Annotated in this window: 17 protein-coding genes; 15 read left to right on the forward strand and 2 right to left on the reverse strand. The window is 71.4% G+C overall.

Features of this window, described 5'->3' with window-relative positions; all coding sequences use genetic code 11:
- Positions 1 to 34 precede the first annotated feature (34 nt).
- The 6 genes from Q7F20_RS14560 to trmD all read left to right on the forward strand — a co-directional run bounded on the left by Q7F20_RS14560 (position 35) and on the right by trmD (position 5,081).
- A complete protein-coding gene (locus Q7F20_RS14560; RefSeq protein WP_305740792.1) occupies positions 35 to 868 on the forward strand; it encodes an SDR family oxidoreductase in 834 nt (277 codons plus the stop codon).
- Between the two features lie 4 nt (positions 869 to 872).
- Complete coding sequence (locus Q7F20_RS14565) at positions 873 to 2,993, forward strand: FAD-dependent oxidoreductase (protein WP_305740793.1); 2,121 nt, start codon at positions 873 to 875, stop codon at positions 2,991 to 2,993.
- A 167-nt stretch (positions 2,994 to 3,160) separates the two neighbouring features.
- Positions 3,161 to 3,577, forward strand: a complete 417-nt coding sequence (gene rpsP, locus Q7F20_RS14570) for a 30S ribosomal protein S16 (RefSeq protein ID WP_305740794.1) — start codon at positions 3,161 to 3,163, stop codon at positions 3,575 to 3,577.
- A 4-nt stretch (positions 3,578 to 3,581) separates the two neighbouring features.
- Positions 3,582 to 3,818, forward strand: a complete 237-nt coding sequence (locus Q7F20_RS14575) for an RNA-binding protein (RefSeq protein ID WP_022902329.1) — start codon at positions 3,582 to 3,584, stop codon at positions 3,816 to 3,818.
- 19 nt (positions 3,819 to 3,837) lie between these two features.
- Positions 3,838 to 4,383: a ribosome maturation factor RimM gene (gene rimM, locus Q7F20_RS14580; RefSeq protein WP_305740795.1), complete on the forward strand. Its 546-nt coding sequence runs from the start codon at positions 3,838 to 3,840 to the stop codon at positions 4,381 to 4,383.
- A gap of 5 nt (positions 4,384 to 4,388) precedes the next feature.
- The gene (trmD, locus tag Q7F20_RS14585; RefSeq protein WP_305740796.1) at positions 4,389 to 5,081 is read left to right on the forward strand and encodes a tRNA (guanosine(37)-N1)-methyltransferase TrmD; all 693 of its coding nucleotides are present in this window, start codon (positions 4,389 to 4,391) and stop codon (positions 5,079 to 5,081) included.
- Positions 5,082 to 5,251: 170 nt separating this feature from the next.
- On the opposite strand, the gene map is transcribed toward trmD, so the two are convergent.
- The gene (map, locus tag Q7F20_RS14590; protein ID WP_305740797.1) at positions 5,252 to 6,043 is read right to left on the reverse strand and encodes a type I methionyl aminopeptidase; all 792 of its coding nucleotides are present in this window, start codon (positions 6,041 to 6,043) and stop codon (positions 5,252 to 5,254) included.
- Positions 6,044 to 6,209: 166 nt separating this feature from the next.
- Here map and rplS point away from each other — a divergent pair, with 166 nt between their 5' ends.
- The 9 genes from rplS (at position 6,210) to Q7F20_RS14635 (ending at position 13,178) form a co-directional block, all read left to right on the forward strand.
- On the forward strand, positions 6,210 to 6,566 hold the full coding sequence (rplS, locus tag Q7F20_RS14595) for a 50S ribosomal protein L19 (RefSeq protein WP_022905818.1): 357 nt from the start codon (positions 6,210 to 6,212) through the stop codon (positions 6,564 to 6,566).
- 142 nt (positions 6,567 to 6,708) lie between these two features.
- Positions 6,709 to 7,455 carry a signal peptidase I gene (lepB, locus tag Q7F20_RS14600; protein WP_305740798.1) on the forward strand — a complete coding sequence of 249 codons (747 nt, stop codon included), beginning with the start codon at positions 6,709 to 6,711 and terminating at the stop codon, positions 7,453 to 7,455.
- Positions 7,452 to 8,141, forward strand: coding sequence for a ribonuclease HII (locus Q7F20_RS14605; protein ID WP_305740799.1), 690 nt, complete (start codon positions 7,452 to 7,454; stop codon positions 8,139 to 8,141). The genes lepB and Q7F20_RS14605 overlap by 4 nt, the downstream gene beginning before the upstream one ends.
- 56 nt (positions 8,142 to 8,197) lie before the next feature.
- Positions 8,198 to 8,521, forward strand: coding sequence for a DUF2469 family protein (locus Q7F20_RS14610; protein WP_070419101.1), 324 nt, complete (start codon positions 8,198 to 8,200; stop codon positions 8,519 to 8,521).
- A gap of 107 nt (positions 8,522 to 8,628) precedes the next feature.
- Positions 8,629 to 8,976: an Lsr2 family protein gene (locus Q7F20_RS14615; RefSeq protein ID WP_305740800.1), complete on the forward strand. Its 348-nt coding sequence runs from the start codon at positions 8,629 to 8,631 to the stop codon at positions 8,974 to 8,976.
- A 153-nt stretch (positions 8,977 to 9,129) separates the two neighbouring features.
- Entirely contained in the window at positions 9,130 to 9,498 is a 369-nt protein-coding gene (locus Q7F20_RS14620; RefSeq protein WP_305740801.1) for a YraN family protein, read from the forward strand.
- Positions 9,495 to 11,021: a YifB family Mg chelatase-like AAA ATPase gene (locus Q7F20_RS14625; RefSeq protein ID WP_305740802.1), complete on the forward strand. Its 1,527-nt coding sequence runs from the start codon at positions 9,495 to 9,497 to the stop codon at positions 11,019 to 11,021. The genes Q7F20_RS14620 and Q7F20_RS14625 overlap by 4 nt, the downstream gene beginning before the upstream one ends.
- On the forward strand, positions 11,018 to 12,214 hold the full coding sequence (dprA, locus tag Q7F20_RS14630; RefSeq protein ID WP_305740803.1) for a DNA-processing protein DprA: 1,197 nt from the start codon (positions 11,018 to 11,020) through the stop codon (positions 12,212 to 12,214). Before Q7F20_RS14625 ends, dprA begins: the two co-directional genes overlap by 4 nt.
- A gap of 25 nt (positions 12,215 to 12,239) precedes the next feature.
- The gene (locus Q7F20_RS14635) at positions 12,240 to 13,178 is read left to right on the forward strand and encodes a tyrosine recombinase XerC (protein WP_305740804.1); all 939 of its coding nucleotides are present in this window, start codon (positions 12,240 to 12,242) and stop codon (positions 13,176 to 13,178) included.
- Positions 13,179 to 13,184: 6 nt separating this feature from the next.
- Here the strand turns inward: Q7F20_RS14635 and Q7F20_RS14640 are convergent, their stop codons facing one another.
- Positions 13,185 to 13,775 (reverse strand): M23 family metallopeptidase, encoded by a 591-nt coding sequence (locus tag Q7F20_RS14640; protein ID WP_305740805.1) that lies wholly within the window; start codon positions 13,773 to 13,775, stop codon positions 13,185 to 13,187.
- Between the last annotated feature and the right edge of the window lie 300 nt (positions 13,776 to 14,075).

Consider the following 14,075-nt stretch of genomic DNA (forward strand, 5'->3'; position numbering starts at 1 on the left):
CGCGCCTCCCGGCCCTGAGAACGCAAGGAACACATTGGCTGCAACCACCGCACCCATCGCGCTCATCACCGGAGCCTCCCGCGGCATCGGCCGCCTGCTCGCGCAGAAGCTCGGCCAGCGCGGCGTCACCGTCGTCGTGACGTACAAGGGCAACGCCGACCTCGCCGAGGAGTCGCTCTCCGACGTCAAGGCCGCCGGCGGCGACGGGATCACGGCGCAGGTCGACATCGAGCAGCCGGAGTCGATCGACGCGCTGTTCGACCTGGTGCGCGACACCTACGGTCGCCTCGACATGTTCGTCGCGAACGCCGCAGCGAGCGCGTTCAAGCCCGTCGCGGACCTCAAGCTGCACCACCTCGACCGCAGCTACGCGACGAACGCCCGCTCGTTCGTGCTCGGTGCGCAGCGTGCGGCGGAGCTCATGGACCAGGGCGGCCGGATCGTCGTCGTCACGTCCTACGGGTCGCTCCGCGCGTTCCCGACGTATGCCGCGCTCGGTGCCGCGAAGGCGATGACCGAGGCGTACACGAAGTACATGGCGGTCGAGTTCGGTCCGCGGCAGATCACCGTCAACGCGGTGAACGGCGGGCTCATCGACACCGACTCGCTCGACTACTTCTACAACTCCGTGCCGGGGATGGCGCCGATGGACTCGGTGCTCGAGAAGCTCCCGCTGCAGCGTCCCGGCACCGCCGACGACATGGCCGACGCGGTGGACTTCCTGCTCTCCGACAAGGCCGGCTACATCACGGGCCAGGTGCTGTCGGTCGACGGCGGCCTCACCGTCATCGCGCCGCCGTTCTGGGCGGACACCACGTCGCCGCTGCGCGACGCGGTCCTGCCGGCGGCTGTCGACACGGCAGAGTAGGGCCATGAGCACCGTCGCCATGCCCGACCTCGCCGTCGTCTCCTCGCCGTGGACGCTCGGCCCCCTGACCCTGCCGAACCGCGTGGTCATGGGGTCGATGCACACCGGGCTCGAGGTGCACGACGACGGCGGGGCGGGCATGGCGGCGTTCTACCGGGAGCGCGCCGCCGGGGGTGCCGCGTGCATCATCACCGGTGGCATCGCGGTGAACGACGAGGCTCGTGGCGGCCCGGACTTCGCCGTCTTCGGCGTCGGGGGAGCGGACGAGCGGTTCCGTGCAGCGGTCGACGCCGTGCACGACGCCGGCTCGGTGATCCTCGCGCAGCTCTTCCACGCCGGGCGGTACGCGCTCGCGTCCGGGATGGTCGACCGGTACGGCCGACCCCAGCGCGTGGTGGCCCCGTCCGCGCTGCCCTGGGCGGCCGCCCGGGGCGTGGTGCCCGCGGAGCTGACCGCTGCCGAGATCGAGCAGACCGTCGAGGACTTCGCCGCGGCCGCACGGTCCGCGCGCGACATCGGGTTCGACGGCGTCGAGATCATGGCGTCCGAGGGCTACCTCATCAACCAGTTCCAGTCGCCGCTGACGAACCTGCGCGACGACGAGTGGGGCGGGGACGCCGAGCGGCGGCGGCGCTTCACGGTCGCGGTCGTGCGGGCCGTCCGGGCCGCGGTGCCCGACCTGGCGGTGACGATCCGGCTGTCCGGCGCCGACCTGATGCCCGGGTCCTCCACCGACGACGAGGTCGACGCACTCGTGCACGAGCTGTTGCCGCTCGGCCTCGACGGCATCTCGGTCGGCATCGGCTGGCACGAGTCCCGCACGCCGACCGTGCAGGCCGCGGTGCCCCACGGCGCGTGGCTCGCGTACGCCGCACGGATCGCCGGCGTCGTCCGCGCCTCGGCGTACCCGGACGTCAAGGTCATCGCGTCGAACCGGATGACGGACCTGCGCGACGGCGAGGCCGTGCTGGCCGACGGCCTCCTCGACGCGGTCGCCCTCGCTCGTCCGTTCCTCGCCGACCCCGCGATCGTGAACCGGTCGCTCGCCGGCGCCTTCGACCTCGTCAACACCTGCATCGGCTGCAACCAGGCCTGCCTCGACCGCTCGATCGTAGGCCAGCCCGTCTCGTGCCTGGTCAACCCCCGGGCTGCCCGGGAGGTCGCCTTCCCGGCCCGGCCGACGACCGACCCGAAGCGCGTCGACGTCGTCGGTGGCGGGCCGGCCGGACTCGCCGCCGCGGTCGATGCCGCACGGCGCGGCCACACCGTGACGCTCTGGGAGGCGTCGGACCGCCTCGGCGGCCAGTTCGACCTCGCCGCGCTCGTGCCCGGGAAGGAGGACTACGCGGCCACCGTCCGCGCGGCCCGCGCCGAGCTCGAGGACCGCGGCGCGACGATCCACCTCGGTCGGGCCGCCACGGCCGCCGACCTCACCGCGAGCGACGCCGTCGTGCTCGCTCCCGGTGTCGTACCCCGGACGATCGACGTCCCCGGTGCCGACCTGCCGCACGTCCGGTCGTACGAGCGGGCGCTCCGCGAGGGTGTCCCGGCCGGCACGGTCGCGATCATCGGTGGCGGCGGGATCGGCGTCGACACGGCGGCGTTCCTCGTCGAGTCGCCCGACGAGTCCCGGCGTGCGACCGAGTTCGGCGTCCGGTGGGACCTCGACGTGGCCGACACCGTCGTGGGGGACGTGCCGCAACGGCTCCCCGTGGCGGACCGCACGCTCCGACCCGGCGGCGACGTCACCGTGCTCCGTCGGTCGGGCAAGTTCGGGCAGGGGATCGGCATCACCTCCCGCTGGGTGGCGATCGGTCGGCTCCGGGACGCCGGCGTGCACCTCGTCGGCGGCGTGCAGGAGTACCTCCGCATCGAGCCCGGTGTGCTCTGGATCCGCGACGAGCACGGCGAGGAGCGCGGCGTGCCGGCGGACAACGTGGTGGTCTGCGCCGGGCAGGAACGCTCGCACGAGGCGGACGCGACGTCGCCCGACGGACTCGTGTCGCGCCTCCAGGACGCCGACGTGCCCCACGCCGTCGTGGGCGGTGCGCGCGACGCCCGCAGCGTCGACGCGGTGCGTGCCACGTCCGAAGCGCTCGAGGCGGTCCGGCGACTCGCACCCTGACGGCGCGTCCCGACTCGCATCTCGCTCGGAAACCTGCAAGAATGAACGGTCGAATCGTGTCCGCTCGACCCTCTATCCAGCGGATCACGAATCTCTCGAGCTTCCACCGTGTGTGCCCCCACGCCCGCGGTCCGGTTCAACCACAACAACACGCAACAGGAGCATTTGTGGCTGTCAAGATCCGTCTCAAGCGTCTCGGTAAGATCCGTGCGCCGTACTACCGCATCGTCGTCGCCGACTCGCGCACCAAGCGCGACGGTCGCGTCATCGAGGAGATCGGTCAGTACCACCCGACCGAGGAGCCCTCGGTCATCAAGATCGAGTCCGAGCGTGCGCTCTACTGGCTCGGCGTCGGCGCGCAGCCGACCGAGCAGGTCGCGGCCCTCCTCAAGCTGACCGGCGACTGGGCCAAGTTCAAGGGCGAGAAGGACACCGAGTCCAAGGTCAAGGTCGCCGAGCCGAAGCAGGCGTTCGTCGCGGACTCCTCGAAGAAGGCCGTCCTCAAGCCGAAGTCGGAGAAGACGGCCCCCGCCGCCGCTCCGGCCGAGTCGGCTGACGAGACCGCCGAGACGACCGAGGCGTAATTCCTTGCTCGAATCCGCGCTGACGCACCTCGTCAAGGGGATCGTCGATCACCCTGACGACGTGCGCGTCGCCAGTTCCACCTCCGCGCGGGGCGAGGTCCTCGAGGTGCGTGTGCACCCCGAGGACCTCGGCCGCGTGATCGGTCGCGCCGGACGGACCGCAAAGGCGCTCCGCACCCTCGTCTCGGCTCTCGCCGACGGCAAGCGGGTGCGGGTCGACGTGGTCGACACCGATTCCTAGGGAGACGACCCAGCTCCGGGTGGGTCGCATCACGAAGGCGCACGGGCTCAAGGGCGGCATCAAGCTCGAGCTCTACACCGACGACCCGGATCGTCGGTTCACACCAGGGGCCGTGTTCACGCTCCAGGTCCCGGACGACTCTCCTTGGGCCGGCAAGACCATCGCGCTCGACGAGCTCCGGTGGTACAACGGCCACCCGGTCGCCTTCTTCGAGGGCATCGGGGACCGCACCGCAGCTGAGACCCTCGCGCGGGCGATCCTCTGGGTCGAACAGGACGCCGACGCCGACACCGGCGAGGACGACGCCTGGTACGACCACCAGCTCGTCGGGCTGACGGTCCTCCGCGACGGCGTCTCCGTCGGGACGGTCGCCCGGGTCGACCACCTGCCCGCGCAGGACCTCCTCGCCGTCGACACCCCGTCGCGCGGCGAAGTCCTCGTGCCGTTCGTCTCCGCCATCGTGCCGGCGGTCGACATCGCCGCCGGCACCGTCACGGTGACCCCGCCGACCGGGCTGTTCGAGGACCCCGAGGACATGTCCCGCCCCGAGACCGTGACGGACTAGCGCGCGTGCGCATCGACATCGTCACGATCTTCCCGGAGTTCTTCTCCGTGCTGGACGTCTCACTGCTCGGCAAGGCCCGCTCCGGCGGCTTGCTGGACCTGCACGTGCACGACCTCCGCTCGTGGACCACCGACCGGCACCGCACCGTCGACGACACCCCGTACGGCGGGGGAGCGGGCATGGTCATGAAGCCCGAACCGTGGGCACTCGCGCTCGAGTCGATCCTGCGGCCGGACGGCTCCTCGACGCTCGTCGTCCCGACGCCCGCGGGCACGCCGTTCACGCAGTCCATCGCACGCTCGCTCGCGTCGACGTCGGACCACCTCGTGTTCGCCTGCGGGCGGTACGAGGGCATCGACGCGCGCGTGTTCGAGTGGGCGTCGTCGCGGTGCTCGGTCGTCGAGCTGTCGCTGGGCGACTACGTCCTGAACGGCGGCGAGGTCGCGGCGATGGCCATGATCGAGGCCGTCGGGCGACTCGTGCCCGGCGTCGTCGGCAACCCCGAGTCCCTCGTCGAGGAGTCGCACGAGGACGGGCTCCTCGAGTACCCCTCGTACACGAAGCCCGCGTCGTGGCGTGGCATCGACGTGCCGGAGGTGCTGCTCAGTGGGCACCACGCCCGCGTCGGCGCGTGGCGGCACGAGCAGCAGGTGGAGCGGACGCGGCGCGTCCGGCCGGACCTGCTGCCGGAGGCGTAGGGCGCGGCTGGCGCGTGTGCGCGGCGCGCCCCGAGTTCTCGGGCTGAGCGACACATCGCGCGCCCGCGAGCGCGAAGCGTGTCGCTCAGCCCGTGACGTTGCAGGCGAGAGCCGGCTCCGCACCGTGGGACGGGAGGCGCGGTGCGGGCTGGCGCCGTGCCTCCCGTCCGTCAGGCGGTCGCGTCGGCGCGCTGGGCGCGACGCAGGGTGAGGACCTCTGGACCGGCGTCGGTCACGGCGACGGTGTGCTCGACGTGCGCGGCGCGCGAGCCGTCGACGCTCTTGAGCGTCCAGCCGTCGTCGTCCTGGTACAGGTCGGCGGTGCCCTGCATGAGCCACGGCTCGATCGCCACCACCAGCCCCTCCTGGAGCTTCAGTCCGCGCCCCGGCCGGCCGTCGTTCGGGACGTGCGGGTCGCCGTGCATCGTCCGGCCGACGCCGTGCCCGCCGAACTGCAGGTTCACGTCGTAGCCGGCGTCCTTCGCGACGCGACCGATCGCGTACGACACGTCCCCGAGCTTGTTGCCCGTGCGGAACTGCGCGATGCCCGCGACCAGCGCCCGCTCGACCGTGTCGATCAGCCGTTGGTCGTCCTCGCGCGGGGTTCCGACCTGCGCCGTGACCGCGGAGTCCGCCACCCAGCCGTCGACGCTCGCGGCGAAGTCGAGGCTCACCAGGTCGCCGTCGACGAGCACGCGGTCGTACGGCAGCCCGTGCAGCGCCGCGTCGTTGACCGAGGTGCAGAGGTTCTTGCCGAACGGCGACTTCCCGAACGACGGGTGGTAGTCGACGTAGCAGCTCACCGCACCGCGGTCGGCGATCATCCGCGCGGCCACCCGGTCGAGGTCGAGCAGGTTCACGCCCACGTCGACGGTGTCGAGCAGTTCGTCGAGGACGTCGGCCACGAACCGACCGGCGACGCGCAGGCCGTCCAGCTCGGTGGGGGTGCGGAGTTCGATCATTGGACCATCCTCGCGCGTTTTGCGCAGGTGGGTTGCTGTGGCAAGATGGGTAGCCGTGCCCTGGCTGGACTCTGCCACGGGGGAGTCGCCGACACCGGGCACGCACCTTCACTTACCGAATTCGATCCGCGGCGACCCGTGTGCGTCCGCAGAGAGTGACCCAATCATGAGCCAGCTCCTCGACCACGTCGACGCAGCGTCGCTGCGCACCGACGTCCCGGACTTCCGCCCCGGCGACACCATCAAGGTGCACGTCAACATCATCGAAGGCACGCGCTCGCGTGTCCAGGTGTTCCAGGGCGTCGTCATCGGACGCCAGGGTCACGGTCTCGGCGAGACCTTCAAGGTCCGCAAGGTGAGCTTCCAGGTCGGCGTCGAGCGCTGGTTCCCGGTGCACTCGCCGATCATCGACCACATCGAGATCGTCACCAAGGGTGACGTCCGTCGTGCGAAGCTCTACTACCTCCGTGAACTCCGCGGCAAGGCGGCCCGCCGCAAGATCAAGGAGAAGCGCGACTCCTGATCGCCTTCACAGTGAGCGTCCGCGAGCCGGACGCCGCTGTCGGCCCCTCGTCCATGTACGGTTGTGCATCGACGGGGGGCTTTCCCTTTTTCGTGGACTCTCGCGGTCCGCGACGGGATCCTGTGGTTGAACGAGAGCGGAAATGACGGACACGACTGACGAAACCGGGCGCCGGCCCCGTGTCGAGAAGAAGCGGAACGGTGTCCTCACCTTCCTCCGTGACCTCGTCATCATCTTCATCGCGGCGTTGCTCGTCTCGTTCCTGGTCAAGACCTTCCTGATCCGGTCGTTCTACATCCCGTCGGCGTCGATGGAGAACACCCTGCAGATCAACGACCGGGTGATCGTCAACGAGCTCGTTCCGGACGTGGTGTCCCTCAAGCGCGGTGACGTCGTCGTGTTCAAGGACCCGGGCGGATGGCTGACCGGCTCCGAGGTGCCGAGCGTGACGCCGACGACCCAGCCGGCGAAGGCGATCGACTGGCTCCTCACCCAGGTCGGCCTGGGGACCGGCGACAGCGACGACCACCTCATCAAGCGCGTCATCGGACTGCCCGGTGACAAGGTGTCGTGCTGCAACGACCTCGGGCAGATGTCGGTCAACGGTGTCCCGATCAAGGAGCCGTACCTCAAGCTGCCGACGGGGGAGACGCGCGCATCGGGGACCGACTTCTCGGTGACCGTGCCCAAGGGCACCATCTGGGTGATGGGCGACAACCGCTACGACTCGAAGGACTCGCGGTACAACGGCGACACCCCGTCGAAGGGCTTCGTGCCGCTGTCCGACGTGACCGGCCGCGCCTTCGTGATCTCGTGGCCGTCGAGCCGCTGGACCTGGCTCGACGACTACCCCGAGGTCTTCGCGGGCGTGGAGGAGCGGGACAAGTGACCGCCGTCCGACCGTCGCTCCGGCTCGAGAAGAAGCTCCTGGCCGACGGCCGGGTGACCGTCATCGGGATGGACGAGGTCGGTCGCGGTGCGATCGCCGGACCCGTCGCGGTCGGGGTGGCTGCCGTGACCGTCGACATCGGTCGGGTGCCGCAGGGGCTCGCGGACTCGAAGCTCCTGACCGCCGCTCGCCGCGAGGCCCTCGACCCCGTGGTCCGTCGGTGGACCCGCACCGCGGTGGGGATGGCGTCGGCGTCGGTGGTCGACGAGCAGGGCATCGTGCCCGCGCTGGGGCAGGCCGGGGCATCCGCGATCGCCGCGCTGGTGGCGGAGGGGCTCTCGCTGGACGGTGCGGTGGTCGTGCTCGACGGGTCCTTCGACTGGCTCACCCGAGCCGTCCCGTCTGATCCCCTCGAGGTCGTCGTCCGGGTCAAGGCCGACCGGGACTGCGCTTCGGTCGCCGCCGCCTCGGTCGTCGCGAAGGTCGCTCGGGACGCGCTCATGACGGCGGCGCACGACGAGGCTCCGCACTACGCGTGGGCGTCGAACAAGGGGTACGGGTCGACGGCGCACTACGACGCGATCCGGTCCGTGGGGGCGCATGCGCTGCACCGGAAGAGCTGGCTGCACCAGGCGTCGAGCGTGGCGCTGGACGGGTTCGCGGAGCTGGACGCGCTGGCGGGCTGAGCGGGTTCGGTTGCGTTGTGTCGTCGGTGCTCCGGTCGCCGTAGACTGTGGGCGCGATGGATGACGACGAATTCGACGACTACGACCGCGAGGTCGAACTGGCCCTGTACCGCGAGTACCGCGACGTCGTGTCGCAGTTCCGGTACGTGGTCGAGACCGAGCGGCGTTTCTACCTGGCCAACGAGGTGGAACTCGCCCGCCGGGACACCGAACACGATTTCTACTTCGAATTGACGATGAACGACGTATGGGTGTGGGACGTCTACCGTTCCGACAGGTTCGTGAAGTCCGTCCGAGTGCTGACGTTCAAGGACGTGAACGTCGAGGAACTCACCTCCCGCGAACTCGAGCTGCCGAAAGAACTCGCTCTCGACGAGTGATCTTCACTTCTCGGTGCGAAATCGGAAATCGCCGAGACAATTGTGCCGGAATGCATTCCGCCCGCTACTGTGAAGGGGATTTCCCGTCCCCGCACAAGGAGCACGTCATGGCACAGAAGGTCACCGTTCAACTCGTCGACGATCTCGACGACACGCCCATCACCGCCGGCTCGGGTCGCACGGTCGAATTCGCCTTCGACGGATCGTCCTACGAGATCGACCTGACCGACGACAATGTCGACAAGTTCCGCGAAGCGATCTCCGACTACGTCGCCGCGGCGCGCAAGGTGTCCGGTCGCCGATCCGGCGGAGCCGCACCGAAGTCGGCGCCCAAGCGCGGCAACTCGGAGGAACTCGCGAAGATCCGCGAATGGGCGAAGGAGAACGGGTACGAGGTGTCCACTCGCGGACGCATCTCGACCCAGGTGCAGGAAGCGTACGCAGCCGCGCACTGAGCGCCCCTCTGCAGGACCCCGGACGGCTTCAGCCGGCCGGGGTCCTTCCTTTGTCCTCCACAGGTCGTCGTCCGCTGATTCCCGTCCACAATTCGTCGAGGTACGCCTCGACGGGGCGCTGCTTTCGGCGATCGTCGAGTCGGAGGCAACGACATGGAACGAACACCGCTGCGGAACAGCAGTCTCGGACGATTCGGCGAAGAACAAGCTGCGGAATGGCTCGAGCGCCACGGGTTCCGGCTCGTCGAACGCAATTGGCGATGCGCCCGCGGGGAGATCGACATCGTCGCGTGGCAGTCCTGCACGCTGTGCTTCATCGAGGTGAAGACCCGGTCGGGGAACGCGACCGGCCATCCGTTCGAGGCGATCACGGCGTCGAAGGTCACACGACTGCGCCGCCTCGTGCCGGCCTGGTTCGCGGACCATCCCGAGGTGTCGGCGCGGACGATCCGCATCGATGCCGTCGCCGTGCACGTCGACGGTGATCGCGTCGGGGTCGAACACGTGGCGGGCGTGCTGTGACGACCGACATCGGACGTGCGTCCGCGATCGCGCTCGTCGGGGTGCAGGGGCGCGTGATCGAGGTCGAGGCGCACCTCACGAGCCAGCTGCCCGGCTTCAGCATCATCGGGCTCCCGGACGCGGCACTGGGCGAAGCCCGCGAGCGGGTCCGGTCCGCCAGCGCCGTCGCCGGCTGTCCGCTCCCTGCGCGGCGGATCACGGTGAACCTCACCCCGGCATCGATCCCGAAGCGTGGTTCCGGGTTCGACCTCGCCATCGCCATGGCCGTCCTCGGGGCCGAGGGCGTCGCGCCAGGGGTCTCGCGGGACATCGCCTACATCGGGGAGCTCGGCCTCGACGGGCGGGTCCGCCCCGTACCCGGGGTCATCCCGATGGTGATCGCCGCGCGGGACGCCGGCATCGAGACGGTCGTCGTGCCGGTCGGCAACGTCGAGGAAGCCCGGATCGTGCCGGGCGTCGAGGTGATCGGCACACCGTCGCTCCGGGCGAGTGCCATCACCGCCGGCGCGCTCCTGCCGTCCGTCGAGACGGAGCCCGTCCTCCAGCCGGCCGTCGCCGAGCCGCGGCCGGAACAGCACGACCTCGCCGACGTGATCGGCAACGCAGTCGGGGTCCGCGCGGTGATCGCAGCCGCGGCCGGTGGGCACCACGTGTTCCTGCTCGGGCCGCCCGGTGCCGGCAAGACGATGCTCGCCGAACGGCTGCCGGGGCTGCTGCCGGACCTCGACCCCGAGGCGGCGCTCGAGGTCGCGGCCGTCCGCTCCGTCAGCGGGCTCGGCAACCAGTCCTGGAGCGTGCGACCGCCGTGGGAGGCGCCGCACCACTCGTCGTCGGCGACGGCGCTGATCGGTGGGGGATCGGGGCTCCTCCGGCCCGGTGCGGTGTCACGGGCCACCCGTGGCGTGCTCTTCCTCGACGAGGCGACCGAGTTCCCCCGCGCAGTCCTCGACGCGCTCCGCCAGCCGCTCGAGTCCGGTCGGATCACCATCCACCGCAGCGTCGGCAGCGCCGAGTTCCCGGCCAGGTGCCAGGTCGTGCTCGCGGCGAACCCGTGCCCGTGCGGCAACGCCGGGGGTCCTGGAGGACCAGCGTGTTCGTGCAGCCCGAGCACGGTACGGAAGTACCTCGGGCGCCTCTCCGGCCCGCTCCTCGACCGGATCGACATCCGGGTGGCGGTTCCCCGGGTCACGACGGGCGCGGTGCGTGCTTCGGAGGGCAGCGCGCCGACCACCGCCGAGGCAGCTGCTCGCGTCGCCGCAGCCCGTCGACGGATGGCCGACCGACTCCGCGGGACCGGGTGGGCCTGCAACGCCGAGGTGACCGGGCCGTGGCTCCGGTCCGAGGGGCGGGCCGAACCGGGTGCGACGGCGCCCCTCGACCGGGCACTCGACCTCGGGACCCTGACGATGCGCGGGTGGGACCGGGTCATGCGACTGGCGTGGACGATGGCAGACCTCGGTGACGTCGACCGTCCGGGGCCCGACGAGGTCGGTCGGGCGCTGACGTTGCGGAGCGCGCTGTGAACGCGTCGTCCGGCTCCGAGGACGTCCTCGCCCGGGTCGTCTGGAGCGTCCTCGCCGAACCGGGCGACGCTGTCGCAGGGGAGCTCATCGCCGCGCTCGGACCGGACGAGTCCCTCGCACTGGTCCGTCGTGCGGCCGTTGACGGTGCGAGTGAGCTCCTCGAGCAGGTCGGTACGGTCGCGTCGTTCGCCGACGGCCCCGACCGGGTCCGCGCGGCGCTCGAGTCGGCGATCGAACGATGGCGGCCGCGCCTCGGGGGAGCGGACGATCGCGCCGTCGCGGCCATGGCCTCCGGCGCAGCGGTCGGCGCGCGCCTCCTCGTCCCGGGCACGCCAGGGTGGCCGAGCGGGTTGGATGACCTCGGGCCACACGCGCCGTTCGTGCTGTGGAGTCGGTCCGAGCTGGACGAGCCGATCGCCGCAGCCGGATGCCGCGGCGCGCTCGCGATCGTCGGATGCCGGGCGAACACCATCGCCGGGGCCGAGGCCACGGCGGAGATCGCTTCCGCCGCCGCCGACGACGGCATCGAGATCGTGTCCGGCGGGGCGTACGGCATCGACGCGGTGGCACACCGGGTCGCCGTCGCGGCCGGGACGCCGACGACGGCGGTGCTCGCCGGAGGGGTCGACCAGTTCTACCCGGCGGGCAACCACGATCTGCTCCGGAACGTGCTCGGCCGAGGACGGGTGCTCTCCGAGTCGCCGCCCGGCACACGGCCGACGCGCTGGCGTTTCCTCCACCGCAACCGCCTGATCGCCGCCCTGTCCGATGCGACGGTGGTCGTCGAGGCCGCCGCGCGGTCGGGTGCGCTCAACACCGCGCACCACGCGCTGCACCTCGGTCGTCCGCTGTTCGCCGTTCCGGGGGCCTTCGCATCGTCGGCATCGGTGGGGTGCCACCGGTTGATCGCCGACGGGAGTGCGCAGATCGTCGTCCATCCGCGCGATCCGGTCGAGGCGGCGTCCGCGGTCGCCGTCCACCTCGAGCCGCCGGCCGCTGCGCCGGTCGTCCTCGGCACCCGGTCGGACCCGCACGTCACACGGGCACTCGATGCGCTCGAACGGCGCCCGCTGCCGGTGGAGGAGATCGCCCGGCGGAGCGGGCTCTCGGTGGACGATGCGGCGGACGCCTTGGCGCTGGCACAGCTCGAGGGGCTGGTGGCGGCACAAGCCGAGGGATGGTGCCGTCGATGACGGACGTCGGACCTACGCTGGGCGGGTGACGGAACGCACGGAGGGCCTCGCAGCGGTGGTGGACGCGTTCCTCGCGCATGCCCGCCACGGCCGGGGTCTGAGCGAGCAGACCGTCCGGGCGTACGCCAACGACCTCGAACAGCTCGTCGCGTTCGCCATGGCCCGCGGAGTGGACCGGCTGTCGGACGTCGGGCTGGAGCTGCTGCGGGACTGGCTGTGGGACGCCGACCACCGGGGTCTGGCTCGGTCCACCATCGCGCGCCGGTCGTCGTCGGTCCGGGCGTTCACCCGCTGGGCGAGCGATTCGGGGGTCATCACGTCCGACCCCGGCGCGAGGCTCCGGGCACCGAAGGGAGCGTCGCACCTCCCGCGTGTGGTGTCGTCCGACCAGGTCCGGACGATGCTCGACAGCCTCGCCGCACGGGCCGCGACGGACGACCCCGGCTCGCTCCGTGACCTGGCGGTCGTGGAACTCCTGTACGCGGCGGGGATCCGGGTGAGTGAACTCGTCGGCATCGACGTGCGTGATCTCGACCGGAGCCGGCTGACCGTCCGGGTGCTCGGCAAGGGCGGAAAGGAGCGTGTCGTGCCGTTCGGTGTGCCCGCACGCGACGCGCTCGAAGCGTGGCTCGACCGCGGTCGCCCGGCGCTGCTCATGATCACGCGGGCCGGTGAAGGGCCGGCGGCGGATGCACTGTTCCTCGGCGACCGCGGTGGCCGGCTCGGGGTCCGGGGCGCGTACCGGATCGTCGCCCGGTTGCTGCAGGACCTGCCGGGCGAGGGGCCGAGCGGTCCGCACACGTTCCGGCACACGGCGGCGACGCACCTGCTGGACGGTGGGGCGGACCTCCGTGCCGTGCAGGAGCTGCTCGGGCACGCGAGCCTCGGGACCACGCAGATCTACACCCACGTCTCCTCCGCACGGCTGCGCGAGGTCTACCGGACGGCCCATCCCCGCGCCTGACCGGGTTCATCCCGTCCAGGCAGACTCGGGCAGCAGCACTGGCCACGCCGCTGCGGGCAGGTACGGCGTCGGATCGACGTAGCGGTCGTCGAGCCGTGCGCCGAGGTGCAGACACGGGTCCGCTGCCGGACAGTGGCCGACCGACACCGTGCCCAATGCTTCGCCCTGGGCCACGGTGTCACCCGTCGCGACCGACGGCACGACCGAGTCCACCGTGCTGCGGAGCCCGCCGCCGTGGTCGATCGTCACGACGCCTCGTCCGGCGACCTGCCCGGCGAACGTCACCGTCCCGTCGTCGACGGCCGCCACCGTGGTGCCGAGCTGCGCGGGGACGTCGATCCCGCGGTGACCCGCAGCGTAGTCGTCCGCCGGCGCTTCCCACGGTCGGCCGACCACCCGACTTCCGGTCGGCCACACCCAGGGGGCGTCTCCCGCCACGTGGCCGGCATCGTCACGGGACGCGTCCGCACCAAGGTCGGTGACGAGCGGGGTGGCCTCGGCTCGGGGCGACGACCCGGCCACCGGGCCACCCGCGGGCAGCGAGACGACCAGCAACGTGAGCGCAGCCATCGCGGGGCTTGTGTGACGGAACGGCATGGGGACAGCCTCCCGGCGGCGGACGTCGCGCGTGCCGGTGGTGGGGTGCTCTGTGGAGGAGGAGCCGCGCCTCCTGGCCTGTGGAGGCGTAGCGCGATCGACGTGCGCGCAACGGGCGACGTGATCGATGTCGTACGACATCGACCATGTCGCAACCGAGCGGCGGGAACGGTTGCACGCGCGCGGGAACGACATCGTCGTTGTCGTACGACGTCGACTATGTCGTTCCGAGTCGGCCCGCGCGCCCGCCCCCGCCCCGCCCGCCCGCGTGCCCCCGCCCCGCCCACCCCACCGCGCCCA

Origin of the sequence: Curtobacterium sp. A7_M15 (assembly GCF_030705415.1) — a bacterium.
Lineage (GTDB): Bacteria > Actinomycetota > Actinomycetes > Actinomycetales > Microbacteriaceae > Curtobacterium.